At 70.9% G+C, this 25,949-nt stretch carries 21 protein-coding genes; 4 read left to right on the top strand and 17 right to left on the bottom strand.

The window, feature by feature from the left end:
• Positions 1 to 8: 8 nt before the first annotated feature.
• The 6 genes from rplS to ACWCPI_RS22995 form a co-directional block, all read right to left on the bottom strand.
• Positions 9 to 359 carry a 50S ribosomal protein L19 gene (gene rplS / locus ACWCPI_RS22970; protein ID WP_019760519.1) on the bottom strand — a complete coding sequence of 117 codons (351 nt, stop codon included), beginning with the start codon at positions 357 to 359 and terminating at the stop codon, positions 9 to 11.
• Between the two features lie 134 nt (positions 360 to 493).
• Positions 494 to 1,327, bottom strand: a complete 834-nt coding sequence (gene trmD / locus ACWCPI_RS22975; protein ID WP_451039866.1) for a tRNA (guanosine(37)-N1)-methyltransferase TrmD — start codon at positions 1,325 to 1,327, stop codon at positions 494 to 496.
• The gene (rimM, locus tag ACWCPI_RS22980) at positions 1,327 to 1,878 is read right to left on the bottom strand and encodes a ribosome maturation factor RimM (protein ID WP_451039867.1); all 552 of its coding nucleotides are present in this window, start codon (positions 1,876 to 1,878) and stop codon (positions 1,327 to 1,329) included. Before rimM ends, trmD begins: the two co-directional genes overlap by 1 nt.
• An 85-nt stretch (positions 1,879 to 1,963) precedes the next feature.
• Positions 1,964 to 2,203: an RNA-binding protein gene (locus tag ACWCPI_RS22985; protein ID WP_003973401.1), complete on the bottom strand. Its 240-nt coding sequence runs from the start codon at positions 2,201 to 2,203 to the stop codon at positions 1,964 to 1,966.
• A gap of 2 nt (positions 2,204 to 2,205) precedes the next feature.
• The gene (rpsP, locus tag ACWCPI_RS22990; protein ID WP_133046791.1) at positions 2,206 to 2,625 is read right to left on the bottom strand and encodes a 30S ribosomal protein S16; all 420 of its coding nucleotides are present in this window, start codon (positions 2,623 to 2,625) and stop codon (positions 2,206 to 2,208) included.
• A gap of 344 nt (positions 2,626 to 2,969) precedes the next feature.
• Complete coding sequence (locus ACWCPI_RS22995) at positions 2,970 to 3,566, bottom strand: hypothetical protein (protein WP_003997568.1); 597 nt, start codon at positions 3,564 to 3,566, stop codon at positions 2,970 to 2,972.
• Positions 3,567 to 4,125: 559 nt separating this feature from the next.
• Between ACWCPI_RS22995 and ACWCPI_RS23000 the strand changes: the two genes are divergently transcribed.
• Entirely contained in the window at positions 4,126 to 4,983 is an 858-nt protein-coding gene (locus tag ACWCPI_RS23000) for an SAM-dependent methyltransferase (RefSeq protein WP_451039868.1), read from the top strand.
• A 28-nt stretch (positions 4,984 to 5,011) separates the two neighbouring features.
• Here the strand turns inward: ACWCPI_RS23000 and ftsH are convergent, their stop codons facing one another.
• From ftsH to nsdA, 6 genes are all read right to left on the bottom strand, one after another.
• Positions 5,012 to 6,946, bottom strand: a complete 1,935-nt coding sequence (ftsH, locus tag ACWCPI_RS23005; RefSeq protein WP_451039869.1) for an ATP-dependent zinc metalloprotease FtsH — start codon at positions 6,944 to 6,946, stop codon at positions 5,012 to 5,014.
• A 117-nt stretch (positions 6,947 to 7,063) separates the two neighbouring features.
• Entirely contained in the window at positions 7,064 to 8,617 is a 1,554-nt protein-coding gene (gene ffh / locus ACWCPI_RS23010) for a signal recognition particle protein (RefSeq protein ID WP_451039870.1), read from the bottom strand.
• An 84-nt stretch (positions 8,618 to 8,701) separates the two neighbouring features.
• A complete protein-coding gene (locus ACWCPI_RS23015; protein WP_451039871.1) occupies positions 8,702 to 11,149 on the bottom strand; it encodes a [protein-PII] uridylyltransferase in 2,448 nt (815 codons plus the stop codon).
• A 23-nt stretch (positions 11,150 to 11,172) separates the two neighbouring features.
• Positions 11,173 to 11,511 carry a P-II family nitrogen regulator gene (locus ACWCPI_RS23020; RefSeq protein WP_003997576.1) on the bottom strand — a complete coding sequence of 113 codons (339 nt, stop codon included), beginning with the start codon at positions 11,509 to 11,511 and terminating at the stop codon, positions 11,173 to 11,175.
• A complete protein-coding gene (locus ACWCPI_RS23025) occupies positions 11,508 to 12,854 on the bottom strand; it encodes an ammonium transporter (protein ID WP_451039872.1) in 1,347 nt (448 codons plus the stop codon). The genes ACWCPI_RS23020 and ACWCPI_RS23025 overlap by 4 nt, the downstream gene beginning before the upstream one ends.
• A gap of 334 nt (positions 12,855 to 13,188) precedes the next feature.
• Positions 13,189 to 14,682: a transcriptional repressor NsdA gene (gene nsdA, locus ACWCPI_RS23030; RefSeq protein WP_451039873.1), complete on the bottom strand. Its 1,494-nt coding sequence runs from the start codon at positions 14,680 to 14,682 to the stop codon at positions 13,189 to 13,191.
• Between the two features lie 457 nt (positions 14,683 to 15,139).
• Between nsdA and ACWCPI_RS23035 the strand changes: the two genes are divergently transcribed.
• Entirely contained in the window at positions 15,140 to 15,796 is a 657-nt protein-coding gene (locus ACWCPI_RS23035) for a bifunctional DNA primase/polymerase (RefSeq protein WP_451039874.1), read from the top strand.
• Between the two features lie 91 nt (positions 15,797 to 15,887).
• On the opposite strand, the gene ftsY is transcribed toward ACWCPI_RS23035, so the two are convergent.
• Complete coding sequence (gene ftsY, locus ACWCPI_RS23040) at positions 15,888 to 17,099, bottom strand: signal recognition particle-docking protein FtsY (RefSeq protein WP_451039875.1); 1,212 nt, start codon at positions 17,097 to 17,099, stop codon at positions 15,888 to 15,890.
• Positions 17,100 to 17,204: 105 nt separating this feature from the next.
• On the opposite strand from ftsY, the gene ACWCPI_RS23045 reads away from it, so the two are divergent.
• Positions 17,205 to 18,176: an LLM class flavin-dependent oxidoreductase gene (locus ACWCPI_RS23045; protein WP_451039876.1), complete on the top strand. Its 972-nt coding sequence runs from the start codon at positions 17,205 to 17,207 to the stop codon at positions 18,174 to 18,176.
• Positions 18,177 to 18,303: 127 nt separating this feature from the next.
• On the opposite strand, the gene ACWCPI_RS23050 is transcribed toward ACWCPI_RS23045, so the two are convergent.
• The 4 genes from ACWCPI_RS23050 to ACWCPI_RS23065 all read right to left on the bottom strand — a co-directional run bounded on the left by ACWCPI_RS23050 (position 18,304) and on the right by ACWCPI_RS23065 (position 24,627).
• Positions 18,304 to 19,722 (bottom strand): sugar porter family MFS transporter, encoded by a 1,419-nt coding sequence (locus ACWCPI_RS23050; protein WP_451039877.1) that lies wholly within the window; start codon positions 19,720 to 19,722, stop codon positions 18,304 to 18,306.
• A gap of 215 nt (positions 19,723 to 19,937) precedes the next feature.
• Positions 19,938 to 23,495: a chromosome segregation protein SMC gene (smc, locus tag ACWCPI_RS23055; protein WP_451039878.1), complete on the bottom strand. Its 3,558-nt coding sequence runs from the start codon at positions 23,493 to 23,495 to the stop codon at positions 19,938 to 19,940.
• A 264-nt stretch (positions 23,496 to 23,759) separates the two neighbouring features.
• Positions 23,760 to 23,963: a hypothetical protein gene (locus ACWCPI_RS23060; protein ID WP_007493378.1), complete on the bottom strand. Its 204-nt coding sequence runs from the start codon at positions 23,961 to 23,963 to the stop codon at positions 23,760 to 23,762.
• Positions 23,964 to 24,345: 382 nt separating this feature from the next.
• Positions 24,346 to 24,627: an acylphosphatase gene (locus ACWCPI_RS23065; protein WP_451039879.1), complete on the bottom strand. Its 282-nt coding sequence runs from the start codon at positions 24,625 to 24,627 to the stop codon at positions 24,346 to 24,348.
• Positions 24,628 to 24,779: 152 nt separating this feature from the next.
• Here ACWCPI_RS23065 and ACWCPI_RS23070 point away from each other — a divergent pair, with 152 nt between their 5' ends.
• Positions 24,780 to 25,928: a CAP domain-containing protein gene (locus tag ACWCPI_RS23070; protein WP_451039880.1), complete on the top strand. Its 1,149-nt coding sequence runs from the start codon at positions 24,780 to 24,782 to the stop codon at positions 25,926 to 25,928.
• The last annotated feature ends 21 nt before the right edge of the window (positions 25,929 to 25,949 follow it).

Raw genomic sequence — 25,949 nt, forward strand, 5'->3', positions numbered from 1 at the left:
GAACGCGCTCAGCTCTCGCGCTTCTCCTTGATCTTCGCGGCCTTGCCGCGCAGGTCGCGCAGGTAGTACAGCTTGGCGCGACGCACGTCACCGCGGGTGACGAGCTCGATCTTCTCGACGATCGGGGTGTGCACCGGGAAGGTGCGCTCGACGCCGACGGAGAAAGAGACCTTGCGGACCGTGAAGGTCTCGCGCACGCCGGCACCCTGACGGCGGATCACAACGCCCTTGAACTGCTGCACACGGGAGCGGTTGCCCTCGATGACGCGGACGTGGACGTTGACGGTGTCACCCGGGCGGAAGGCCGGGACGTCGCTGCGCAGCGACGCGGCGTCGACGGAGTCGAGCAGGTGAGACATTTCGTCTGCTTTCTTCGCTGATGCCACAGGTCATCAACGGGAACTAGATGTTCTGGATGAGAGCCGTGCGCGTCGGGGCGGGCGTCGTGTCCCCCTGTGGCAGGGGCGCACACCGGACGGCGCACAACAGCGACCTATTCTTCCACGCCGTCGGTCCTGCGCCAAAATCGGCCGAACCGCTCCCCCTCCGAGTCGGGCATCCAGCCCAGGATGGAGAGCATCTCGCGGTCCTTCTTGTCGAAGGCCTTGGGGTCGCAGCGTTCGATGAGGTCGGGCCGGTTGGCCGTGGTACGCCGCAGTGCCTCGTCGCGGCGCCAGCGGGCGATCTTGCCGTGGTGGCCGCTGAGCAGCACCTCCGGAATGTCCCGGCCGCGCCACTGGGGCGGCTTGGTGTAGACGGGGCCCTCCAGGAGGTTGGCCATGGCGCCGGGCGCGAAGGAGTCGTCCCGGTGCGACTCGGCGTTGCCCAGGACGCCGGGCAGCAGCCGGGCCACGGCCTCGGTGATGACCAGGACGGCCGCCTCGCCGCCGGCGAGGACGTAGTCGCCGATGGACACCTCGTGCACGGGCATCCGCGTCGCGTACTCGTCGACGACCCGGCGGTCGATGCCCTCGTAGCGGGCCGGCGTGAAGATCAGCCAGGGCCGCTCGGAGAGCTCGACGGCGAGTTCCTGGGTGAAGGGGCGGCCGCTGGGCGTGGGAACGATCAGGGTCGGCGTGTGCGCGCCGGTCTCGTAGCCGTCCGCCAGGGCGGAGTCGAGCGCGTCCGCCCAGGGCTCGGTCTTCATGACCATGCCGGGGCCGCCGCCGTACGGGGTGTCGTCGACCGTGTGGTGGCGGTCGTAGGTGAAGTCCCGCAGGTCGTGCACCCGCACGTCGAGCTGGCCGCGTGCGCGTGCCTTGCCCACGAGGGAGACGTTCAGCGGCTCGAGGTACTCGGGAAAGATCGTGACGACGTCGAGCCGCATCAGCTCTCGGCCTCCGCGTCACGGGACGAGGCGATGTCGGCCCGGTCGTCGATCAGGCCCGGCGGCGGTGTGATGACCGCGCGCTGCTCCTTCAGGTCGATCTCGGCGACGATCTCCTCGACGAAGGGGATCATCACCTCGCTGCCGTCGGGCCGCTCGACGATGAAGAGGTCCTGGGAGGGCAGGTGCGAGATCTCGCTGATCCGGCCGACCTCCACGCCGTCGGCGGTGACCACGTCCAGGTCGATCAGCTGGTGGTCGTAGTACTCGTCCTCCTCCTCGGGCAACTCGTCCGGGTCGACCTCGGCGATCAGGAGGGTGTTGCGCAGGGCCTCGGCCGCCGTGCGGTCGGCGACGCCCTCGAAGCGGAGCAGGAGCCGGCCGCTGTGCACCCGGCCGGTCTCGATGGTGAGCGGGCCCACCGCGGCGGGATCCGTGAGCAGGACTGCGCCGGGCCCGAGCCGCAGTTCCGGCTCGTCGGTACGGACCTCGACGGTGACCTCGCCCTTGATGCCGTGGGCGCGGCCGATCCGTGCGACTACGAGCTGCACTTTCGAAGATCTCCTACTCGTCACGACGTCGGGCCGGGGACGGCCCAGTGGCCCTCCCCGGCCCGAGCCGGTGCTGCGTTCGGCGTCAGCGGACGTGGTCCACGTCGACGAGGTCGACGCGGACACCGCGACCGCCGATGGCGCCCACGACGGTGCGCAGAGCGCGTGCGGTGCGGCCGTTGCGACCGATCACCTTGCCGAGGTCGTCGGGGTGGACCCGGACCTCGAGCACGCGACCGCGGCGCAGGTTGCGCGAGGCGACCTGCACATCGTCAGGGTTGTCGACGATGCCCTTCACGAGGTGCTCGAGAGCCTCCTCGAGCATGCTCAGGCCTCGGCCGACTCGGACTCGGCGGCAGCCTCGTCCTTCTTCTCCGCCTTCTTCTTCTGGGTGATCGCCTCACCCTTGCCCTCGTCGTCGCCACCGAGGGCCTCGAACGACGGGCGAGCCTTCTTCGGCTCGGCGACGAGCAGCGGCGCCGGGGCGGGCTCGCCCTTGAACTTCTGCCAGTCGCCGGTCTTCTTCAGGATGGCGAGGACGGGCTCGGTCGGCTGCGCGCCGACACCCAGCCAGTACGCCACGCGCTCGGCGTCCACCTCGATGACCGACGGGTTGTAGGTCGGGTGGTACTTGCCGATCTCCTCGATCGCACGGCCGTCACGACGGGTACGGGAGTCGGCGACGACGATGCGGTAGTGAGGCGAACGGATCTTGCCCAGACGCTTCAGCTTGATCTTGACTGCCACGGGAGTAGGTTCTCCTGGATTTGACGTGGTTGGGCACGGCGAGAGCTGCCGCGTGGGGTTGCGGTACCCGAGTGCCCGATGGACGCGTCAGCCGGAGGAGAGAGGGGTCCTGTGCGGCTGTCGAGTACAGCTAGCCATTGTGCCATACCGCGCGGGTCGCCTCCGGCCGAGGGGGCGGCGAAGGCGTCCGGGCACGACTCGGCCGCACCCGGCGCCGCGGTCGACGGCTCGGGTGCGTGTCCCGGCGCGAGGGGTGCCGCCTTCGGCTCGCGCGCCGCGGCACCCCGGCGAAACGGCGGCTCGGTTCCGGCAGCCACGAGATGCCGGATTCCGGGCGGGCCCCGTCACGCCGCGCCGACCACCTCCGGGATCCGGAACGGCTTGCCGCACCCGCCGCACACGATCGGCGCCTGCGCCAGCACCGACGGCACGACCCGGACGTTGCGGCCGCAGTCGCAGACCGCCTTGACGCGGACGCCGCCCCCGGAGGATCCGTGGCGGGCCGCCGGGCCCCGGAAGGTCCTGCTGGTGTCGGCGGAGGTCGCCGCGGTGTGGGCCTTCAGCGCGCGCTGGAGGCGTTCGATGGTCGGGCGGTAGCGCCGCTTGGCCTCTGGATTGAGGGTGACCAGGGAGAAGCCGCTGCTGGGGTGCGGTTCCTCGGGGTGGTCCAGGCCCAGTTCCTCGGCGATGGCGAGGAATCTGCGGTTGTGGTACCGGCCGGCTCGGGAGGTGTCGCGGACGCCGCGCGCGGCGGCGATGCCATGGACTGCCTCATGAAGCAGTCGCTCGAAGGAGAGCTCGTGACCGCACGCGGACGACGACTCCCCGATCAGGGACTCTGGCGCGGCGAGATCCGGCAGCTCGGGGTGGTACCGCTGAATGTCGGCCCACGCCTGCGCCAGCTCTGCGGCGAGAACAGGTGGTGTCTGTGTCGTGCTCACGTAATGACAACGAGCCGGAGTGCCGCTGTGTTCCGATTCCGGGCCATCCCAAATATTTTGCACGTACCCGTCAGTTGCGAATGATGCGCCCCGACGAGGGCGGGTGCGTCGATCTGCGGAGAAGCCTCGCAGCTCCTACCAAGCCGGTGCGTAGTCACACGTACGCCCCGGCGCGTAGGCCGCGTCCACGCGCCGTAGCCCCTGCGGTCCGCCGATGCGCAAGAGGCGTTTCGGCCGCTCTCGCCGCACCGCCGTCACCTCGATCAGCGCGCACCCCGACCGTGACGTTACCGGGTGCGTCATCGGCCCCCGGCACCGCCCCGTCCGTGGCGACCAGACACCGTACGATCCCGGCCCGCTCGCCCCGGTCCGGCCGGGCATGTTCCTCCGGAATGTGAATTCCGCCCACGCCCACGGGGAAGCCACAAGCAGGGCCCCGCGACCCCTGGACGCGGCGTCGGCTGCGGAGTTTCCTGGCATACGGGGGAGCCTGAGCGCATGTCACGGGGGCCACGGAATCGGGCACAGAGACAACTCTCGGCGGATTGGGGCGCTTTCGATGACACCTACGCTCGTGCGTCAGCACCTACCTCATACGGGAGCGGCACCCCGTGTGGACCTGTGTGCACGCGCGCGTGACTGGTCCGAGATCCAGGAGCGGATGCTGGTTCCGCTCTACGAGGCCGTCTACGAGCGACTGGATGTCGGACCCGGCACCCGGTTGCTGGGCCTCGGCTGCGGCAGTGGGCTCGCCCTGCTGATGGCGGCGTCCAGAGGCGCGGCCGTCACCGGTGTGGAGTCCTCCTGCCCCGAACGGCTGGCGCTCGCGCGGCAGCGGCTGCTGCCCGACACATGGGACACGCGCGCGCGTGCAGACACCCGGCTCGTCGACGGCACGCCTCGGGACGCGGCGGGCGCACCGGCGTCCGCGTACACGCTGGTGACCGCGTTCGAGCCCATCGGGTGCCTCGCGGGTGACTCGGAGGGGCTCGGTGAGGCGCTCACGGACGCGACGCCGTTCGTCGAACGAGGGGCGCCCGTGGTGCTCGCCGGTTGGGGCCCACCGGAGCGCTGTGCCACCTCGTCGGTGCTGCGGGTCGCCACGAAGCTGGCCGATCCCGAGCGCGGTACGGGCAGTTGGCGCCCCGCCCTGCGCGACGACCTGGAGGAGGTGGCCCAGCGTGCGGGCCTGCGGCCGGACGGTTCCGGGCGAGTGGCGTGCCCTTTCGGGTACGCGGACGTCGACAGCGCCGTACGCGGGCTGCTGTCGACGGGCCTGTTCGACGGTGCGATCGCGGCGACCGACCGGGCGCAGGTGGACAAGGAGGTGGCGGAGGCGCTGCATCCGCATCAGCGGCGGGACGGGACGGTGTGGATGCCGAACGTGTTCCGGTACCTGATCGCGCGCGTGCCCTGAGCCGGCGCTCTCCGGTGGCGGCCCCGCCCTACCGGTTCTCCTTGGTCAGCCGCGTGATGCCGGCGATCCGGTACGCGTCCACCTCCTCCAGCGTCTCGTTCTCCAGCAGGGCCTCGGCCAGGGCGTTCAACTGACCCCGGTGGTCGGTGAGTTTCCGGCAGGCCTCCTCGTAGCACTCGTCGACGATCCGGCGCATCTCGGCGTCGATCACATCCAGGGTCTGCGGGGCGGCCGAGAGCCCGTACGCCTGCTGGGCGTCGCTCGGCAGGGCGGACAGCCGGCCGACGCGCTCGCTCATGCCCCAGCGGGCCACCATGCCGCGCGCGATGTTGGTGACCTGTTCGAGGTCGTTCTCGGCACCCGTGGTGACGACGCCGTAGACCACCTGTTCCGCCGCCATGCCTCCGAGGGCGCCGATGATGCGGCCGCGCAGATACCCCTCGGAGTGCGCGTACCGCTCCACCTCGGGCGTCGACATCGTCACCCCGAGCGCCCTGCCGCGCGGCACGATGGTGATCTTGCGGACCGGGTCGGCGCCGGGCTGGAGCATGCCGAGCAGGGCGTGACCGCTCTCGTGGTAGGCGGTGCGGCGGCGGTCCTCCTCGGGCATGACCAGGGTGCGTTCCGCGCCCAGTTGCACCTTCTCCAGAGCCTCCGACAGGTCCGCGGCGGTCACGTGGTCCTGCCCCCGCTTGACCGCGAGCAGCGCGCCCTCGTTGGCGAGGTTGGCCAGATCCGCACCGGTCATGCCGGGGGTCGTACGGGCCAGCTGGGTCAGGTCCACGTCCGGGGCGAGCGGGATGTCGCGGGTGTGGATCCGCAGGATGGCCTCGCGCCCGCCGCGGTCCGGCGGCGCCACGCTGACCACCCGGTCGAAGCGGCCGGGCCGGGTCAGCGCCGGGTCGAGGATGTCGGCGCGGTTGGTCGCGGCGATGACGATCACGCCCTCCGAGCCGGAGAATCCGTCCATCTCGGTGAGGATCTGGTTGAGGGTCTGCTCGCGCTCGTCGTGGCCGCTGACCGACGCGCCGCCGCCCCGCACCCGTCCGATGGTGTCGATCTCGTCGATGAAGATGATCGACGGCGCCACCTTGCGGGCCTCGGCGAACAGTTCCCGGACACGGGAGGCGCCGACGCCGACGATCATCTCGATGAACTCGGAGGCGGAGGCGGAGAAGAACGGCACGCCCGCCTCGCCCGCCACGGCACGCGCGAGCAGCGTCTTGCCGGTGCCGGGTGATCCCGCCAGCAGCACGCCGCGCGGCATCTTGGCGCCCATCCTGCGGTAGGCGTCGGGATGCTCCAGGAAGTCGACGACGTCGTCCAGTTCGCCCTTGACCTCGTCGATGCCTGCCACGTCGGCGAACGTGGTGCGTTCCGTGCCCGGCTGGAGCTCGACCGGCTTGGGCGGTGCCTTGCGGCCGAGCATGCCGCCCGCTCCGCCCAGGCCCGCTCCCATCCGCCGTGCGAGGAAGACCCAGACGAGGATCAGCAGCGCGATCGGGATCAGGGAGAACAGCACGTTGGACACGACGCCGCGCTCGCGCACCACCGGTTCCGCGGTCACCGTCACGTCGTGGCTGCGCAGTTGGGCCCAGAGCTCGTCGTCCGCGAAGGCGGGGCGCTGGGTGCGGAACTTGGTGTAGTCGCCGTCGCCGTCGGGGTTGTCCCGGGCGCTTTTGAGTTCGCCCTCGATCGCGTCGCCCTTGGAGTAGATCTTGGAGACGTTGTCGGCGTCGACCTGCCTGCTGAACTCCGTGTAGGAGATCGTCGGCTCGTTGCCGCGGTCGAGGTACGTCAGTCCCACGTAGGCGAGCAGGAACACGACCACCGCGGTGACGAGCAGGCCCCACCAGCGGCCGCGTATGCGTCGGCCTCCGGGCCGAGGGGGCGGCTCCTCAGGTGTGCCCTCCGTGCGCCACGGCTGGTCAGGGGCCTTCCGGGGTGGCGCGGCATTGCTCATATCTGGACGTTACGGCAGATACCTCTCCGCGGCATGCGCTGAGGGCGCCCTCCCCGCAGGAAGGGCGCCCTCGGCCACGTACACCTCGGGCTGTCAGCCCGGGAACTTATCCGAGCGTCAGCCCATGAACTTCTTGAACTCGTCCGGCAGCTCGAAGTCCTGCCCGGCCTGCTGGCCCGGCAGCCCGAAGGCTCCTGCGCCCTGCGCGGCGGCGGCCCGGCGTGCGGCCTCCTCCTGCTCCTGCTGCTTGCGCTTCATCGGGTTGCCGGAGCGCTGCTTGCCCTTGGCCTTCTTCGGCTGCTTCTTGGTGCGGCCGGGACCGCCACCCATGCCCGGGATCCCCGGCATACCGGGCATGCCCCCGCCCTGCGCCATGCGGGACATCATCTTGCGGGCCTCGAAGAACCGCTCGACGAGGTTCTTGACCGCGCTGACCTCGACACCGGAACCCTTGGCGATACGGGCGCGGCGCGAGCCGTTGATGATCGTCGGGTCCTGGCGCTCGCCCGGCGTCATCGACTTGATGATCGCGGCGGTGCGGTCGACGTCCCGCTCGTCCAGGTTGTTGATCTGGTCCTTGATCTGGCCCATGCCGGGGAGCATGCCGAGCAGCTTGGAGATGGAGCCCATCTTCCTGACCTGCTCCATCTGGGCCAGGAAGTCGTCGAGGGTGAAGTCCTGGCCCTTCTTGGAGGCCAGCTTCTCGGCCATCTTCTGGGCTTCGGCCTGGTCGAAGGTCTTCTCCGCCTGCTCGATCAGGGTGAGCAGGTCACCCATGTCGAGGATGCGGGAGGCCATCCGGTCCGGGTGGAAGGCGTCGAAGTCGTCGAGCTTCTCGCCGTTCGACGCGAACATGATCGGCTTGCCGGTGATCTGGCGGATCGACAGGGCGGCGCCACCGCGGGCGTCACCGTCGAGCTTGGAGAGCACCACGCCGTCGAAGCCGACGCCGTCACGGAAGGCCTCCGCGGTGTTGACGGCGTCCTGACCGATCATCGCGTCGACGACGAAGAGGATCTCGTCCGGCGAGACCGCGTCCCGGATGTCCGCGGCCTGCAGCATCATCTCCTGGTCGATGCCCAGGCGGCCGGCGGTGTCCACGATCACGATGTCGTGGACCTTGGCCCTGGCGTGCTCGATGGAGTCCTTGGCGACCTTGACCGGGTCCCCCACGCCGTTGCCCGGCTCGGGCGCGTAGACCGCGACGCCGGCGCGCTCGGCGACGACGCTCAGCTGGTTGACGGCGTTGGGGCGCTGGAGGTCGCAGGCCACCAGCAGCGGCGAGTGGCCCTGCTCCTTCAGCCAGCGGCCGAGCTTGCCCGCGAGGGTGGTCTTACCGGCACCCTGCAGACCCGCCAGCATGATCACGGTGGGCGGCTGCTTGGCGAAGCGCAGGCGCCGGGTCTCACCGCCGAGGATCGTGACGAGCTCGTCGTTGACGATCTTCAGGACCTGCTGGGCGGGGTTCAGCGCCTTGGAGACCTCGGCGCCGAGGGCACGCTCCTTGACGTTCTTGATGAACGACCGGACGACCGGCAGCGCCACGTCCGCTTCGAGGAGTGCGATGCGGATCTCGCGCGCGGTGGCGTCGATGTCCGCCTCGGAGAGCCGTCCCTTGCCGCGCAGGTTCTTGAAAGTCGCTGAGAGGCGATCGGAAAGAGTATCGAACACGGCGCTCGCGGTCCTCGGGGTCGGTGGCGGCTGGCAATCGCCCTCCAGGGTATCCCGGCGACGCAGGTGGCCGGGATCCCTGTTTCAGGCTCGCAACGTCTCCTCCAGCTTCCTGGCCACCGAAGCCGCCTCCTCACGGGGCAGCGGCGCACCGTCGGGGCCTGTGACATAGAACGCGTCGACGGCGTTCGCGCCCAGTGTGCTGGCATGCGCACTGCGCACCCGCACGCTCGCGTCCTCCAGCGCCCGGCCGATCCGGAACAGCAGCCCGGGCGCGTCCTGTGCCCGTACCTCGATCACCGTGGCCAGCCGGGAGGCGGCCGGGTGCACCGACACCCTCGGCGGCGGCGCCTCCACGCCCCGGCGGCGCGGATACGCGGCGTCCCGCTCGGCGAGTCGGCCCGCGATGTCCAGCGAGCCGTCCAGGGCCCGTACCAGGTCGGCGCGCAGCCGGGCGGCCTGCGGCAGCGAGCCGTACTCGGCGGCGACCCGCCAGTTCAGCAGCAGGACGGAGCCGTCGACGCCGGCGGGCAGGTCGAGGGCGCTCAGTTCCGCGGTGCGGACGGTCAGGCGGTGCATCGCCAGCACCCCGGCCACCGCGGGCAGCACGCCGGGCTGGTCCGGTACGGCGATGAGGAGCTCCACGCCGAGCGGTTCCGGGTCGCCCGCGGGCTGCTCCTGGGCCGGTGGCTCGGTCTGCGCGCGCAGTGACAGCACGGGGCTGCCCGTCGCGACCGCCTCGATGGCGAGCCGCTCCTGCTCCGCGGTGGGCGCGGCGGCCTCGGGCTCGGCGGGATCGTCCCCCGCCAGCACGGCCGCGACCCGCTTCACCAGGTCGGCGACGAGCGAGCCCCGCCAGGACGACCAGGCGGCCGGGCCGGTGGCCAGGGCGTCCGCCTCGGTCAGCGCGTGCAGCAGCTCCAGGGTGCCCTGGGTGCCGACCGCGTCGGCGACCGAGCGCACGGTGGCCGGGTCCTCCAGGTCGCGCCGGGTGGCCGTCTCTACGAGCAGCAGATGGTGGCGTACGAGGGTGGAGAGCACCGTGACGTCGTCGCGGTCGAAGCCGATCCGGGCGGCCACGTCCTTGACGATGATCTCGCCGGCCACGGAGTGGTCGCCGGGCCAGCCCTTGCCGATGTCGTGCAGCAGCGCGGCGACCAGCAGGAGGTCGGGACGGTGGACGCGGCGGGTGAACTCGGAGGCCCGCACGGCGGTCTCGATGAGATGCCGGTCGACGGTCCAGATGTGCACGGCGTTGCGCTGCGGACGGCAGCGCACCCGCTCCCAGTCGGGCAGGAAGTGGGTGATCAGCCCTTCCGCCTCCAGGGCCTCCCAGACGTCGATCGTCGGGCGCCCGGAACCGAGCAGGGTCACGAGCTGCTCGCGCGCCTCGGCGGGCCAGGGCGTGGGCAGGGGGCGCACGGTGGCCGCCAGGCGCCGTACGGCGTGAAGGGAGAGCGGGAGCCCGGCCTGTGCGGCGGCGGCCGCGGCACGCAGCGGGAGCACGGGATCGCGGTCGGGGCGCGCGGCACGGGCGAGCACCACCTCGCCGTCCTGTTCCACCACCCCCTCGGCCAGCGGTGAGCGCTCGGCGGTCGGTTTTCCGCCGCCCAGCATGGCGCGCAGCCGCGGCCGCACGGCGCGCGCCCGCAGCACGCGACCCACTTCGCGCCATGTGACATCGCTGGCGTACGAGATGACCCGCGCCGCCTCGTACACCTGCCGCAGCAGCGTGTCGGCGTCGAGCAGCCCCAGCTCGGCGGAGACCTGGTCCTGCTCCTGGAGCGCGAGCCGGTCGGTGGCGCGCCCGGTGGTCAGGTGCAGGGCGTCGCGGACGTCGAGCAGCCGGCGCCGGGCATCGGCGAGCCCCTCGCGCGGGGCGTCGGCCAGCCAGGACGCGGCGACCGCGCGCAGGATGGTGGCGTCCCGCAGGCCGCCGCGGGCTTCCTTGAGGTCGGGTTCCAGGAGGTACTGCAGCTCGCCCTGGCGCTCGGCACGCTCGGCGGACAGCTCCTGGAGTTCGGGCAGCCGCCTGGGCGCCTGGTTGCGCCAGTCGGCGAGGACCGCCGTGCGCAGCCCGGCCGTGAGACCGAGGTCGCCGGCGATGTGCCGGGCGTCCAGCAGGCCGAGCTGGACCTTGAGGTCCTCGCCGGCCGTCTTGCGGGCCTCCGCGGGCGTGCGCACCGAGTGGTCGAGGGCGAGACCGAGGTCCCACACGGGGTACCAGAGGCGGTCGGCGAGGGCGGCCACCGCCTTGCTGTCGCTCCCGTCGTGCAGCAGGAGCAGGTCCAGGTCGCTGCGCGGGGACAGCTCGCCGCGGCCGTAGCCGCCGACCGCGACCAGGGAGATACCGCGCATCCCCTCGGCACCGGCGGCGAACAGGCCGGTCAGCCAGTCGTCGGTGAGCTCCGCTAGGGCGGCACGGCGCGGCGGCCCGGACCGCGCCCCCTCGGTGAGGAGGCGCAGCCGGGCCGCCGCGTAGCCGCTGGGTCCCGAGTCCTGTGCTTCGTTGTGTACGTGCGTACCCGACACCCAGCAGCTCCTGTTCTCCTGTGTCAGAGCGCGTCCGGCCCGCGCTCGCCGGTCCGCACCCGTACGGCCGTCTCGACCGGGAGGGACCAGACCTTGCCGTCACCGATCTTGCCGGTGCGGGCGGCCTTGACGATGACGTCGATCAGCTGCTCGGCGTCGTCGTCCTCGGCCAGGACCTCGATACGGATCTTCGGGACCAGGTCGACGGTGTACTCGGCACCGCGGTAGACCTCGGTGTGGCCCCGCTGACGACCGTAGCCGCTCGCCTCGGTGACGGTCAGGCCGTGCACGCCGAAGGCCTGGAGGGCTTCCTTGATCTCGTCGAGCCGGTGGGGCTTGACGACTGCGGTGATGAGCTTCATGCGTCCACCTTCTTGCTCGCGGCGGCGGCTACGGGGGCCGGGGCGGCGGCGGTCCGGGCGGCACCGCCACCGGCGCCGCTGAAGTCGTATGCGGTCTCGGCGTGCTCGGCCTGGTCGATACCGGCGACCTCCTCGTCCTCGGTGACCCGCATGCCCATCGTCTTGTCGAGGACGAAGGCGAGCAGAGCGGAGACGACGAGGGAGTAGGCGAAGACCGCGCCGACACCGGCGAGCTGCTTCCACAGCTGGTCGGCGTTGCCGCCGTAGAAGAGGCCCTTGGCGTCGGACTGCCCGCCACCGGTGGCGAAGAAGCCGATGAGGATCGAGCCGGTGATACCGCCGACCAGGTGAACCCCGACGACGTCCAGGGAGTCGTCGTAGCCGAACTTGTACTTCAGGCCGACCGCCATGGCGCACAGGACACCGGCGATGGCACCGACGGCGATCGCGCCGAGCGGGGAGACCGCGCCACCCGCGGGGGTGATGGCGACCAGACCGGCGACCGCGCCGGAGGCGGCACCGAGGGTGGTGAACGCGCCGTGGCGGATCTTCTCGTAGGCGAGCCAGGCCAGCATGGCGGCGGCGGTGGCGATCTGCGTGTTGACGAACATCAGCGCGCCGACGCCGTCGTCGTTGCCGAGCCACGAACCGGCGTTGAAGCCGAACCAGCCGAACCACAGCAGGCCCGCGCCGAGCATGACCAGCGGAAGGCTGTGCGGACGCATCGGGTCCTTCTTGAAGCCGACGCGCTTGCCGATGACCAGGATCACGCCGAGCGCCGCGGCACCCGCGTTGATGTGGACCGCCGTACCGCCGGCGAAGTCGATCACTCCGAGGTTGAAGGCCCAGCCACCGCTGGGCGCCCAGACCCAGTGGGCGACCGGGAAGTACACGACGACGACCCACAGCGTGATGAACAGCGCCCACGCGGAGAACTTCACGCGGTCCGCGAGCGCACCGCTGATCAGGGCGGGCGTGATGATCGCGAACATCAGCTGGAAGACCGCGAAGACGTAGACCGGGATGTTGTAGATGTCCCACAGCTCGGTCTTGCCGATTCCGCTGAGCCCGACGAAGTCGGAGGACCAGCCGATGAGGCCGCCGTGCGAATCGCCGAATGCGAGCGAGAAGCCGAACAGCACCCACAGGATGGTGACGATCCCGAGGCTGATGAAGCTCATCATCAGCATGTTCAAGGTGCTCTTGACGCGGACCATGCCTCCGTAGAAGAAGGCCAGGCCCGGGGTCATGAGCATCACCAGGGCGGAACAGATGAGCATGAAACCTGTGTTGGCGGGCGACAGCTCTACTTTGTCTGCCGCCATCATGATGGCTGGAGCCATCGGCGTCTCCTCGTCATTGGTACGGCCCCGTGCGGGCGAAGCCTGAGCGGAATGAGGGGCGGGCCGGTTATGCGCCAAGAGATTGGCGCAGCGCGGTTTCCGTCGAAGCCCCTCGTTGTTTCGCCGCCGTGACAAGGGCGCCTGCTGTGTTACACGTCGATGAACTGGCGGATATGCGGCCGCCTGATCGTTATCGTGGCGCAACCTTCACTGAAGGAAAAGGATCCGGCCGCGGTCGGCCTTCCGATGACCTGGCATGGGGGAGCCGAGTCGGGCAGTTCGGGAGGGCCGGCCGCGGCCGGGGTTCTGGGGGTTCCAGGTATGCCGTCGGCGCTCAGACCGCCTGCGCGGTCTCGGGCAGCTCCACGGCGAGTTTGTCCGTCAGGTCCACGACCTCGGCGAGGTCGCCGAAGTCGCGTGCGGCCGTGTCGATCGTCTTTCGGATACGAGTGTTGACGCGTTCGGAACGCACCTTCTTGGCGATCGCCATGGCCTGCTCGGCGTACACCGTGCCCTGCTCGGGCTCGCGCCGCAGCAGATGGACCGTGGCCATGCCGATCAGGTTGAGCGCGTACGACCGCTGGTGCTCGCCGTCCTTCGCGAACAGGTCCACGGCCCGCTGCATCAGCGGCTCGGCGAGCGAGGCGTACGTCGGACTGCGGCCGGCGACATAGGCGAGGTCGCGGAAGGAGTGGGAGTTCTCGCCGTACAGCTCGGCCTCGGAGAAGAAGCGGATCCAGTCCGGGTCCGGCTCGTCCCAGTCCCCGGCCTCGGCGAAGGTGTCCTCGGCCATCCGGACCGCTCGCTTGCACTTGCCGGGCTGGCCCATGTTCGCGTATGCGCGGGCCTCCATCGCATACAGCATCGACTGGGTGCGGGGGCTCGCGCAGTCCCGGCTGCCGTACTGCGCGAGGTGGATCAGTTCCAGCGCGTCGTCGGGCCGCCCGAGGTGGATCATCTGGCGGCTCATGTTGGACAGGACGTACGAGCCGAACGGCCGGTCACCGGCCTCCTTGGCGGCGTGCAGCGCGAGGACGAAGTACTTCTGCGCGGTGGGCTGGAGTCCGACGTCGTACGACATCCAGCCGGCCAGCTCCGCCAGCTGGGCGGCGACCTTGAACAGCTTCCGGGTGGTGGCCTCGGGGTGGGGCTCCTGGAGCAGGTCGGTCACCTCGTGCAGTTGCCCCACGACCGCCTTGCGGCGCAGGCCGCCACCGCACTGGGCGTCCCACTGCCGGAACATCACGGTGGTGGACTCCAGGAGGTCCAGCTCGGGCTTGGAGAGCCTCCCGCGCGCACGGGAGGACGGCACGGACGCGGGCTCCTGGTACGGGGCGGGCGGCACGGGGACGAGCCAGCGCTGCATCGGTTCGATGAGGGCCGGGCCCGCCGCCAGGGCGAGCGAGCTCCCGAGGAAGCCGCGCCGCGCGAGCATGAGGTCGCTGCGCGAGAACTCGCTGAGCAGGGCCACCGTCTGCGGGCCCGTCCACGGCAGGTCGACACCGGACACCGAGGGTGACTGACGGGCGGCGCGCAGACCGAGGTCCTCGACCGAGACGACGCAGCCGAACCGCTCGGAGAACAGCTCGGACAGGATCCGCGGGATCGGCTCTCGGGGGTTCTCGCCGTCCAGCCAGCGGCGTACGCGCGAGGTGTCGGTGGAGATGTGGTTGGCACCCAACTGGCGGGCGCGGCGGTTGACTTGGCGGGCCAGCTCGCCCTTCGACCAGCCGCTGCGCACGAACCAGGACGCGAGCAGCTCGTTGGGGCGCCTGTCAGCGTGCGACGCGCCACCGGCGCTCGTACCGCTTCCGCTGTTGCCGCTCACTGGAACGCCCCCATCCCTTGGACCACTTGTCACCGAGTGCGCCAAGCCCTATCAGAATGCCGGGAAGTACGGTCACCCGTCCGGCAGTTGTCACCCTTCGAACGGAAAGTCGACTTGCCTGCGGCATACCCACGCCTGCATGTGCCCCCGGGGTTCATGCACACACGGTAATCCTACGATCACGCCTCCATCCACGGCGATCCCGGAAACGCCACCATTCGCCACCCCTTCGGATGAACTCGCGGCCACCTCCCCGCGATTCACTTGACAGAGGACGGCCGAGAGCGGGCGGAGTGAAGCACTCGAGGGCGCGTGTCGCCGCATTGCGACCCCGAGCGCTTCCGAGCGACACGTTGGACGAGCGGGTCCCGCGGGTATCCGGCCGCCCAGGAACACACAGGGTCACGAGACGCATCCGCGCCGTAACCACCGGCGCGCTGGACCCGTTGGAGGGGGCATGGGCTTCACGATCGGCGGCATCCGGGAGAACCGGTCCGGCTCGCGTCGACGCGGTCGCTCCTCGGAGTGCACCGCCGTCGCCGAGTTCACCGGGCTGTGGGGCTGGGACGTGGTACCCGGCGCGCGGGCCGCGGCGAGCGGCTGTTCGTGCGGGCGCCCTGACTGTCGCGCGCCGGGCGCGCACCCCCTGGAGTTCGCGCCGGAGGTTCGGGCCGGGGCCACGCTGGACGAGGCCGCCAAGGCATGGTCGGAGTTCCCGGGCGCGGCGGTGATGCTGCCGGTCGGACGGGCGTTCGACGTGATCGAGGTGGCCGAACCCGCCGGACGCCGTGCGCTGACCCGGCTGGAGCGCATGGGACTGCCCCTCGGCCCGGTCACCGCCACCCCCGAGGGCCGCGCCCACTTCTTCGTCGCCCCCGGCGCCGCCGCCGAGCTCCCCCGGCTGCTCTACCGCATGGGCTGGGACGACCCGACCCACCTCGACCTGCGCGGCCTCGGCCCCGGTGCGCACATCACGGCACCGCCGTCCGACCGGGGCGGCCTGGGTCCTGTGCGGTGGCTGCGGCCGCCGCAGCTGGACACCGCGTCGAAGCCGCCGGCGGCCCGTCTGCTCCTGGGGACGCTGGCCTACGTGGCCCACCGTTCACGGGCGTAGGACCGCACAGCGAAGCGCCCGCCCCCAACTGCACCTTGGAAGGCGGGCGCTTCTCCGTCCCCTGGCATACGAAAGTTCGCAGTAGGGTCGGTCACTCTCCGATAAGGGCGTCAACGAACGCCTCCGGCTCGAACGGCGCCAGATCGTCGGCGCCCTCGCCCAGCCCGACCAGCTTCACCGGCACCCCCAGCTCGCGCTGCACCGCGACGACGATGCCGCCCTTGGCCGTACCGTCCAGCTTGGTGAGCACGATGCCGGTGATGTCGACGACCTCGGCGAAGACGCGGGCCTGCACGAGGCCGTTCTGCCCGGTGGTCGCGTCCAGCACGAGCAGCACCTCGTCCAGCGGCGCGTGCTTCTCGACGACCCGCTTGACCTTGCCGAGCTCGTCCATGAGTCCGGTCTTGGTGTGCAGGCGCCCGGCGGTGTCGATGAGGACGACGTCGGAGCCCATCTCCTTGCCCTCCTTCACCGCGTCGAAGGCCACGGAGGCGGGGTCGCCGCCCTCGGGGCCGCGCACGGTGTAGGCACCGACACGCTCGCCCCAGGTCTGGAGCTGGTCGGCGGCCGCGGCACGGAAGGTGTCGGCGGCGCCCAGGACCACACTGCGGCCGTCGGCCACGAGGACGCGGGCGAGCTTGCCGGTGGTGGTGGTCTTGCCGGTGCCGTTGACGCCGACGACCATCACGATGCCGGGCTTGCTGGTCTCCGGCTCGGTCCGGACCGTGCGGTCCATGTCGGTGCCGACGAGCTTGAGCAGTTCCTCGCGCAGCAGGCCGCGCAGTTCCTGCGGCGTGCGGGTGCCGAGCACCTTGACACGCGCACGCAACGCGTCGACCAGCTCCTGGGTGGGCTGCACGCCGACATCGGCGGTCAGGAGGGTGTCCTCGATCTCCTCCCAGGTGTCCTCGTCGAGGTGCTCGCGCGACAGGAGCGTGAGCAGCCCCTGGCCGAGGGCGTTCTGGGAGCGGGAGAGCCGGGCGCGCAGACGGATCAGGCGGCCGGCGGTCGGCTCCGGGACCTCGATCTCGACGGGCGGGAGCTCTTCGACGACGGGCGGTTCCTCGACGGCGGTCGGCGCGCCGCCGCCCGGGAGGTCCACCTCCTCTATGGTCCGGCGCGGTTCGTCGCGCGGCGTCTCGGCCTCGTCGCCGACATGCGGCTCGGCCGGCGGGGCGGTGATGTCGGGCGCGGCGGGGGGCGGCGGGGGCAGCTGCTTCTTGCGCCGGCTGCCGACGATGAGCCCGCCGAGCGCGCCGAGCACGACCACGGCGATGACTACAGCAAGGATGAGGATGTCCATAACCCGTCCAGTATCGGCCATGGAGTCCTGCGACACCCCCCTGGATGTCTGACACACCGTCAGCTAACGTCCGCTTTCACACCCGCCCGGTGAAGGGGGACCCCCATGCCCGTCACGGTCGTACGCTTCAACCTCGTCGAGCCCGACGCGACCCCCGCCTCCCTGAGTGCCCGCTACCGTGCCGCCCTGGAGATGGCCGCCTACGCCGACGAGCACGGCATCACCACCGTGCAGACCGAGGAGCACCACGGCGCCGACAACAACTGGCTGCCGTCGCCCTTCGCCTTCGCGGCCGCGGTCTTCGGCGCGACCCGGCGGATCGCGGCGACCGTCTCGGCGATCATCGGCCCGTTGCACGACCCGCTCCGGCTCGCCGAGGAGATCGCCGTACTGGACCTGCTCAGCGGTGGCCGGCTGGTGACGGTCGCCGGGATCGGGTACCGGCCCGAGGAGTACGCCCTGTTCGACGTGGACTGGAAGCGGCGCGGCAGCCTCCAGGACGAGCTGCTGGAGACGCTGCTCAGGGCCTGGACCGGCGAGCCCTTCGAGTACCGGGGCCGTACGGTGCGGATCACTCCGCGCCCGTACACCGATCCGCACCCGCTCCTGCTGGTCGGCGGCTCCTCGAAGGCCGCGGCCCGCCGGGCCGCCCGGCTGGGCCTGCCGTTCTTCCCCAGCGCCCATCTGCCGGAGCTGGAGGCGTACTACAAGGAACGGCTGGTCGAGTACGGCACCGAGGGCTGGACCATGATGCCGGCGGCCCGGACACCGCTGCTGCACGTGGCCGAGGACCCCGACCGGGCCTGGGCGCGCTACGGCGGCCACTTCCTGCACGAGGCGCGCACGTACGCCTCCTGGCAGTCCGGTGACATCCGCTCGGCGGTGAAGTCGGCCGCCACTACGGTCGAGGAGCTGCGCGCCGAGGGCGTGTACCGGATCGTGACGCCGCGGGAGTGCGTGGCGCTCGGCCACGACAACTACGTACTGCACCCCTTGTCCGGCGGGATGCCGGTGGAGGAGGGGTGGCGGAGCCTGCGCCTGTTCGCGGAGGAAGTGCTTCCGGCGCTGGCCGGCTGACCCGCGGTGCCGGCGCGTACGGCACCGCCGTCCCCGACCCGGGCAGTGGCCGGGTCGGGGACGGCGGCGGAGTTACGGGGAGAGGGGCAGCGGGGACTTGGCCCTTCCCCCCGAGTTCGGGGGCCGGTCAGCCCATCTCCTCCAGCTTCTTGCCCTTGGTCTCGGGCACGAACTTGAGGATGAACGGGATGGAGAGGAAGGCGAACACCGCGTACATGACGTAGGTGAGCGACAGGTTCCAGTCCGACAGGTCCGGGAAGGTGATCGTGATCAGCCAGTTGGCGATCCACTGGGCCGAGGCGGCCACGCCCAGGGCGGCGGCGCGGATCTTGTTCGGGAAGACCTCGCCGAGCATGACCCAGACGACCACGCCCCAGGACAGGGCGAAGAAGAGGACGAAGGCGTTGGCGGCGATCAGCGCCACGTAGCCCTGCGCGGTCGGCAGCGGGTCGTTGCCGTTCTGGAAGGAGAAGGACCAGGCGGCGGCCGCGAGCGAGATGCCCATGCCGACGGAGCCTATGAGGGCGAGCGGCTTGCGGCCGAGGCGGTCGACGAAGATCATCGCGATCACGGTGCCGAGGATGTTGATGATCGACGTCTCGAACGAGTAGAAGAACGAGCTCGACGGGTCGACGCCGACGGACTGCCACAGCAGGTTCGAGTAGTAGAAGATGACGTTGATGCCGACCAGCTGCTGGAAAACGGAGAGGCCGATGCCGATCCAGACGATCGGCAGCAGGCCGAAGCGGCCGCCGAGCAGGTCCTTGAAGGTGGACTTGTGGTCGCTGCGCATCGCCTCGTCGATCTCGGCGACCCGGGCGTCCAGGTCGATGTCGCCCTCGACGTCGGCGAGCACCTTCTTGGCGTCCTCGGTGCGGCCCACGCTGATCAGGTAGCGCGGCGACTCGGGGATGGCGAAGGACAGCAGCCCGTAGACGATCGCGGGCACGAGCATCACGCCGAGCATCCACTGCCAGGCCTCCAGGCCCGCGACCCTGCCTCGCTCCTCGCCGTCGGCCATGTTCAGGATGGCCCAGTTCACCAGCTGGGAGACGGCGATACCGATGACGATGGCGGCCTGCTGGAACGAGGCGAGACGGCCGCGGTAGGCGGGCGGGGCGACCTCGGCGATGTAGGCCGGGCCGATGACCGAGGCCATGCCGATGGCGATGCCGCCGAGGACGCGCCAGGCCGCCAGGTCCCAGGCGGCGAACGGCAGACCGGACCCGACGGCGCTCACGGCGAACAGCACGGCCGCGATCTGCATGACGCGGATGCGGCCGATGCGGTCGGCTATCCGGCCGGCGACGGCGGCGCCCACGGCACTGCCGAGCAGGGCGCATGCGGCGACGGTCCCGGTGGCACCGGAGCTGAGGTCGAACCTGCCCTGGATACCGCCGTTGGCTCCGTTGATCACCGAGCTGTCGTAGCCGAACAGGAAGCCGCCCATGGCGGCCGCCGCGGTGATGAAGACGACGTGCCCGAGATGTTCGGGGTGGGCCGTCCTGGCTCCTGGCGTGGGGGACGCCTGCGCTGTGCTGGTCACGTGTACTCCTCGGGCGCCGGCAACGCTGCCGGGTGGGGGTCAGCCCCTCCAAGTGGCGATACCTGAAGGTAAAGGCAACGTTGCAGAGACTATGCCTTCAAGTTTCGAAGTCAATAGTCGAAGGAGTGTGAACTTTAAGACGTGAAGAGAACGTGAAGGGGTGTTTGTGTTCACTTCTTGAAGTGACGGACGGGAACGGTCCGCCCGAACCTCGGTCAGCGCAGCCGCTGGCTGATGACCTTGGACACACCGTCGCCCTGCATGGAGACGCCGTACAGCGCGTCGGCGACCTCCATCGTGCGTTTCTGGTGCGTGATCACGATCAGCTGCGAGGCTTCCTGCAGCTCCTGCATGATGCGGATCAGGCGCTGGAGGTTGGTGTCGTCGAGGGCGGCCTCGACCTCGTCCATGACATAGAACGGGCTCGGCCGGGCCTTGAAGATCGACACCAGCAGCGCCACGGCCGTCAGCGACCGCTCGCCGCCGGAGAGCAGGCTGAGCCGCTTGACCTTCTTGCCGGGGGGCCGGGCCTCGACGTCCACACCGGTGGTGAGCATGTTGTCGGGATCGGTCAGGATCAGCCGTCCGTCGCCGCCGGGGAACAGCCGGCTGAAGACGCCCTCGAACTCCCGGGCCGTGTCCCGGTACGCCTCGGTGAAGACCTGCTCGACGCGCTCGTCGACCTCCTTGACGACCTGGAGCAGGTCGGCACGGGTCTTCTTCAGGTCCTCAAGCTGCTCGCTGAGGAACTTGTGCCGTTCCTCCAGCGCGGCGAACTCCTCCAGCGCGAGCGGGTTGACCTTGCCCAGCTGCTGGTAGGCGCGTTCGGCTGCCTTGAGCCGCTTCTCCTGCTCGGCCCGCACGAAGGGCCTGGGCTGGTTGCGCGGGTGCTCGGGGTCCTCGGGAAGCTGCTCGCCCTCGGCGGCCAGGGACGGGGGCACGAGCTGATGGGGGCCGTACTCGGAGACGAGCCCGGCGGGTTCCACGCCCAGCTCCTCCAGCGCCTTGGTCTCCAACTGCTCGATGCGCAGCCGCTTCTCGGCGCCGAGCACCTCACCGCGGTGGACGGAGTCCGTCAGTTTGTCGAGCTCGGCCTTCAGGTCACGGCCCCTGGTACGGGCCTGGGCCAGCTCCTGCTCGCGGCGGGCCTTGGCGGCGTCGGCGGCGGTGCGCTCCTCGTCGGCACGGGCGAGGGAGACCTCGACGTGCGCGAGGAGCTGGCGGGCACCGGAGGCGACGGCCTCCGCGACGGCCGCCTCGTGACGCAGCCGGGCGCGCCGCTGCTCGGCACGCGCGCGTGCCTCGCGTTCGGCGCGGGCGGCCCGGTCCAGGGAGTCGGCACGCCCGGCCAGCCCCTTGACCCGCTCCTCGTGCGTACGGACCTGGAGGCGGGCCTCCATCTCGGTCTGGCGCGCGTTGGCGCCGTCGGCGGCGAGACGGTCCCGCGCCGAGGTGTCGGGTTCCTCCTCGACCGGCATCTCCTCGGCGACGGCGAGCCGCTCGGCCAGCTCCTCGACGTCCTGGAGGGCCTTGTCGAGCGCTTCCTGCGCCCGTGCGGCGGCGGCCACGGACCGCTCGGCCTCACCGGCGGCACCACGCGCCTGCCCCGCGAGGCGGCCGAGTTGCTGGGCGACGGCCGACTTCTCCCGGTCGGCGGCCCTGCGCCGCTCCCCCAGTTCCTCCACGAGCGCCGCGCACTCCTTGCGCCGCTCGACGGCGGCGTGCTGCGCCCCGGTCAGCTCCTCGCACCGCACGGCCAGCTCCTCCAGTTCCGCGGCGGCCTCGTCCACGGAGGCCTGCACTTCGAGGAGGCTGGGTGCGCCGGCGGAGCCGCCGTGCGCGAAGTGCGCGCCGAGCAGGTCGCCTTCGGCGGTCACGGCGGTGAGGTCGGGGTGGGCGTAGACGAAATCCTCGGCGTCTTCGAGGGTGCCGACCACGACGACGCCGTGGAGCAGGCGGCGGACGGCGGGCATGAGCTCCTCGGGGCCACTGACCAGGTCAGCGGCGTACGGCGGCCCGTCCGGCCTCGGTTCCCGGCGGCGTACGTCGTCCACGGCGCCGCTCAACAGCAGTGCCGCCCGCCCCCCGTCCTGCTTGCGCAGGAGCCGGATCGCGTCCGCCGCGGCCGACGGCGAGGTGACCGCGAGCGCGTCCGCCGCCGCCCCGAACGCCGCGGCCAGGGCGACCTCGTACCCGGGGGTCACCGTCAGCATCTCCGCCGCCGGGCCCAGCAGGCCGGTGAGGCGGTCGCGGGCACCGAGCAGTATGCCGGTGCCGTCCTTGCGGCGCAGGCCCAGTGCCAGCGCCTCGTGGCGGGCCTGGGTCGCGGCGCGCCGGCGCTCGGCCGCCGTCGCCGCCTCGCGGGCCGCGGTGAGGGCGGCCTCCGCCTCCGTGAGCTGCCGTTTCGCCGCCTCGTGCTGCTCGGCGAGTTCCACGTCGCCGGCGTCGAGGCCGTCGACCTCGGCCTTCAGGGTCTCGTACTCCTCCTGCGCGGCGAAGGCCCGCTCCTGGGCCCCGTCACGGGCGGCGGCCAGGCGGTCGATCTCGGACTGGGCGGCGGCGGCACGTGAGCGGGCCGCGTTGACCTGCCCGTTCAGCCGGGCCAGGCCCTCACGGCGGTCGGCGATGGCACGGGCGACATCCTTCAGACGGCGCTCTTCCTGCACGAGCTCGCGTTCCAGCTCGGCCCGGTGGGCGACGGTGTCCTCCAGGGCCCGCTCCGCCGCCTCCAGAGCGGCCTCCAGCTCGGCCTCCTGCTCGCGGATCCGGGCGGCCTCACGCTCCATGTCCTCGGGGTCGCGGCCCCGGCGCTCCTCCGGCGGCGCTGACGTCGCGCTCTTCACCCGCGCGTCGGCCAGCGAGATCGTGCCGCGCACCCGCTCGGCGAGCTGCGACAGCTCGTACCAGGTCTGCTGGGCGCGCTGGAGGCGCGGGGTGAGCTGCCGTACCTCGTCCTCCAGGAGTGCCTCGCGCTGGAGCGCCTTCTTCAGCTCCCGCTCGGCGGCTTCCTTGCGTTCCTTCAGCGCGGCCTCGTCGGCGACCTCGGCCTGGAGCGCCTCCCGCAGCCGTACGAGGTCGTCGGCGAGGAGGCGGAGCCGGGCGTCGCGCAGGTCCGCCTGGATGACCGCGGCCCGGCGCGCGACGGCGGCCTGACGGCCGAGGGGCTTGAGCTGTCTCCTGAGCTCGTCCGTCAGGTCCTGCACGCGCGCGAGGTTGGCCTGCATCGCGTCCAGCTTCCTGAGCGCCTTCTCCTTGCGCTTGCGGTGCTTGAGGACGCCCGCGGCCTCCTCGATGAAGGCGCGACGGCCCATGGGATCAGCGTGCAGGACGGAGTCGAGCTGGCCCTGCCCGACGATGACGTGCATCTCCCGGCCGATGCCGGAGTCGGACAGGAGCTCCTGGATGTCGAGCAGACGGCACGTGTCGCCGTTGATCTGGTACTCGCTGCCTCCGTTGCGGAACATGATCCGCGTGATGGTGACCTCGGAGTACTCGATGGGCAGCGCCCCGTCGGAGTTGTCGATGGTCAGCGACACCTCGGCGCGGCCCAGCGGCGGGCGGCCGGTGGTGCCGGCGAAGATGACGTCCTCCATCTTGCCGCCGCGCAGCGACTTCGCGCCCTGTTCGCCCATGACCCAGCTGAGCGCGTCCACGACGTTGGACTTGCCCGAACCGTTCGGTCCGACGACGCACGTGATGCCCGGCTCGAACCGGAGCGTGGTCGCCGAGGCGAACGACTTGAACCCTCGGAGGGTCAGGGCCTTGAGGTGCACGCCGCTGGACTCTACCCGCAGGGGGTGTCTCGCTCCATGAACGCACGGTTTCGCCGGTGAACGCGCAGGGCAGACCAAACGTTAAAGAGGGTGAAAGGATGCGCGGGGCAGTAAGCCGGGGGGCAAGAAAGAAGGGACGCCGAAGCGTCCCTTGCAACTTCTGACGGCTGATACGCGACCGTCTGACAACTTAGTGGTTGAACTTAGCGGGTTGATACGGGCGGCCCAACCACTGCTGGTGCTGTCGTGGAGCGGATGCAGTGATCAGGTGAGCGCAGGCTCCGCCTGGTGTGCGTCGATGCTCTCCATGATCCTGTCGTGAGAAGCGGCAGCCTGCAGAGCGTCGTTCTCAGCCTGGATGCGTCCGAGCTCGGACTCCAGGTCCTGGACACGCTGCTGGAGCCGTCGCATCTCGGCGAGGAGTCGAGGGTCGGAGCCGCCGACGTAACCGAGAAGCGCCTTTGCCATGATGGATGGTCCTCCACACTGAGTGACCGACCGAAGCGGTGTGGGTCGTGAGGGATTCGCACCCGCGGTTGCTTGGCAGGCCTGGAGTTGTGCTGCCGTTCAGCCACGCCAAACAGCGAAGGTGCGCGGGGCTTTCAGCGTCTCACCAAAAAGTTTGACGGTCAACACGATCACGCCCCGTATCGGCGGGAAACCCGGGGGCACACGGCCGGGAAGCGGCTGTGCGGCGACTCCTGCGGGCCCCTCGGGGCGTGGCGATCATCCTTACGTGCGGAGCCTGCCACTACAAGCGGTTCTTGGCAACCACCTGCTCATTTCTGCTCGGGGCAGTTGCCGCTGGCAGGTCCCGGCACCGACACCGGGGCAGATTCACAGAACCGGCTCAGCGGATGGCGAAGCCGTCGTAACCCCCGCGAGGTGTGTCCCAGATCTCGGTGACACCGTCCACATGCCCGGGCGTGTCGTCACCCTGGAGCCAATCCAGGAGTCCTTCACAGCCCTTTCGCGGACCCTCTGCGACGACCTGGACCCGGCCATCGGCCAAATTGAGAGCAAAACCACTCAGGCCGCCGATCTCCAGTGCCTTGGCCCGCGTGAACCAGCGAAAACCCACACCTTGGACGCGTCCACGCACCCAGGCGACCAACCGAACATCCTCGCTCATGAGTGCAACCTAACGGTCCAATGTCTCTCCGGGCACTTCCTCCCCGCGCGCCATGGGGTACCGTCCCCACCCAATGAATCTCATATGAAACTCACTCGATCGTGTGAGTTATGTGAGGACGTTGAGACCGCACGGACGAGGAAGGCCAGAACATGGGACGCCACCGACGCTCCGCCGCCGGCCGCGCCGCCACGGGCCGCGCCACGGGGGTCACACATACGGACGGCTTTTCCACACAGAGCCACGACCCTCTGGACTCGTACCAGAACGCCCGCCCCGCGAGAGGCATCGCGCCCTACCTCAACCCGGAGGCGTACGCGGCGGCCTACGCGGAGAGTGACGCCTACCTCTTCGCCACGGACGAGGACTACGACCGGATCACCGACCCCACGACGTTCCCGAGCGACGACACCGCGGTCACCACGGCCTTCCGCAGCGACGGCTTCCGCCCCGACGGCGGGTCCCGGCACCCCGGGGGCCGCTCGCACCGCCGCCGCAAGAAGAAGGCCGTGGCGCCGGTGAAGACCGGGCTGCTCGGCGTCTCCGCGGCGGTCGCGATCGGTACCGTCGCGGTGGCCGCGGGCGTGGTGCCCGGCATCGACAACTACCAGCTCGGCGGGGGAAGCAGCCCCGACAACGTCACGGCCGCCGACTCCCCCACCAACTCGCCCAGCGAGCTGGGCGGCGCGTCCGACAGCGCCGAGAGCCAGGAGGGCGGGGCCCCGACGAGCCGCGACGCCGAGCGGCCCGCGGCACCGGCCCCGTCGACCTCCCCGGCGGCGCCCACGAAGACCCCGTCGAAGAAGCCGTCGGCCACTCCCAGCGAGAAGCCGAAGGAGAAGGCCCCTTCGCGTCCGGCCACGAAGGCGCCGGAGAAGCCGGAGAAGAAGGAGCGGACCGACGCCCCCGTGACGGTGTCCGCCGAGGCGGCCGCCGCGGCGGAGGTGCTCAGGCTGGTCAACGAGGAGCGCGCCCAGGTGGGCTGCAGCGCGGTCGCCGCCAACAGCTCGCTGGCCGACCTGGCTCAGGAGTTCAGCGAGGACATGGCCCAGCGGGGCTTCTTCGACCACACCGACCCCGACGGGGCCTCCCCGTGGGACCGGGCCGCGAAGGCCGGCGTCACCGACCTCGGCGGCGAGAACATAGCCCGCGGCCAGGCCGACGCCGCGGCGGTCATGGAGGCCTGGATGAACAGCCCGGGCCACAAGGCCAACATCCTGAACTGCGATTTCAAGACCCTGGGTGTCGGCGTGCACTTCGGTGCCGGCGGGCCCTGGTGGACGCAGGACTTCGGCTACTGAGCAGCGGACGCGAGAACCGGG

The organism is Streptomyces sp. NPDC001920 (genome assembly GCF_053594495.1).

Coding starts and splice junctions, on each gene's coding strand:
- trmD (WP_451039866.1), bottom strand. CDS start 1,327: ATGCGGCTCGACGTCGTCACGATCTTTCCCGAGTACCTCGAGCCGCTG.
- ACWCPI_RS23045 (WP_451039876.1), top strand. CDS start 17,205: ATGCCCGTCACGGTCGTACGCTTCAACCTCGTCGAGCCCGACGCGACC.
- ACWCPI_RS23060 (WP_007493378.1), bottom strand. CDS start 23,963: ATGGCAAAGGCGCTTCTCGGTTACGTCGGCGGCTCCGACCCTCGACTC.
- ACWCPI_RS23035 (WP_451039874.1), top strand. CDS start 15,140: ATGGGCTTCACGATCGGCGGCATCCGGGAGAACCGGTCCGGCTCGCGT.
- ACWCPI_RS23025 (WP_451039872.1), bottom strand. CDS start 12,854: ATGGCTCCAGCCATCATGATGGCGGCAGACAAAGTAGAGCTGTCGCCC.
- ACWCPI_RS22985 (WP_003973401.1), bottom strand. CDS start 2,203: ATGCTCGAGGAGGCTCTCGAGCACCTCGTGAAGGGCATCGTCGACAAC.
- ACWCPI_RS23065 (WP_451039879.1), bottom strand. CDS start 24,627: ATGAGCGAGGATGTTCGGTTGGTCGCCTGGGTGCGTGGACGCGTCCAA.
- ACWCPI_RS23000 (WP_451039868.1), top strand. CDS start 4,126: ATGACACCTACGCTCGTGCGTCAGCACCTACCTCATACGGGAGCGGCA.
- rplS (WP_019760519.1), bottom strand. CDS start 359: ATGTCTCACCTGCTCGACTCCGTCGACGCCGCGTCGCTGCGCAGCGAC.
- ACWCPI_RS23020 (WP_003997576.1), bottom strand. CDS start 11,511: ATGAAGCTCATCACCGCAGTCGTCAAGCCCCACCGGCTCGACGAGATC.
- ftsY (WP_451039875.1), bottom strand. CDS start 17,099: ATGGACATCCTCATCCTTGCTGTAGTCATCGCCGTGGTCGTGCTCGGC.
- ftsH (WP_451039869.1), bottom strand. CDS start 6,946: ATGAGCAATGCCGCGCCACCCCGGAAGGCCCCTGACCAGCCGTGGCGC.
- ACWCPI_RS23070 (WP_451039880.1), top strand. CDS start 24,780: ATGGGACGCCACCGACGCTCCGCCGCCGGCCGCGCCGCCACGGGCCGC.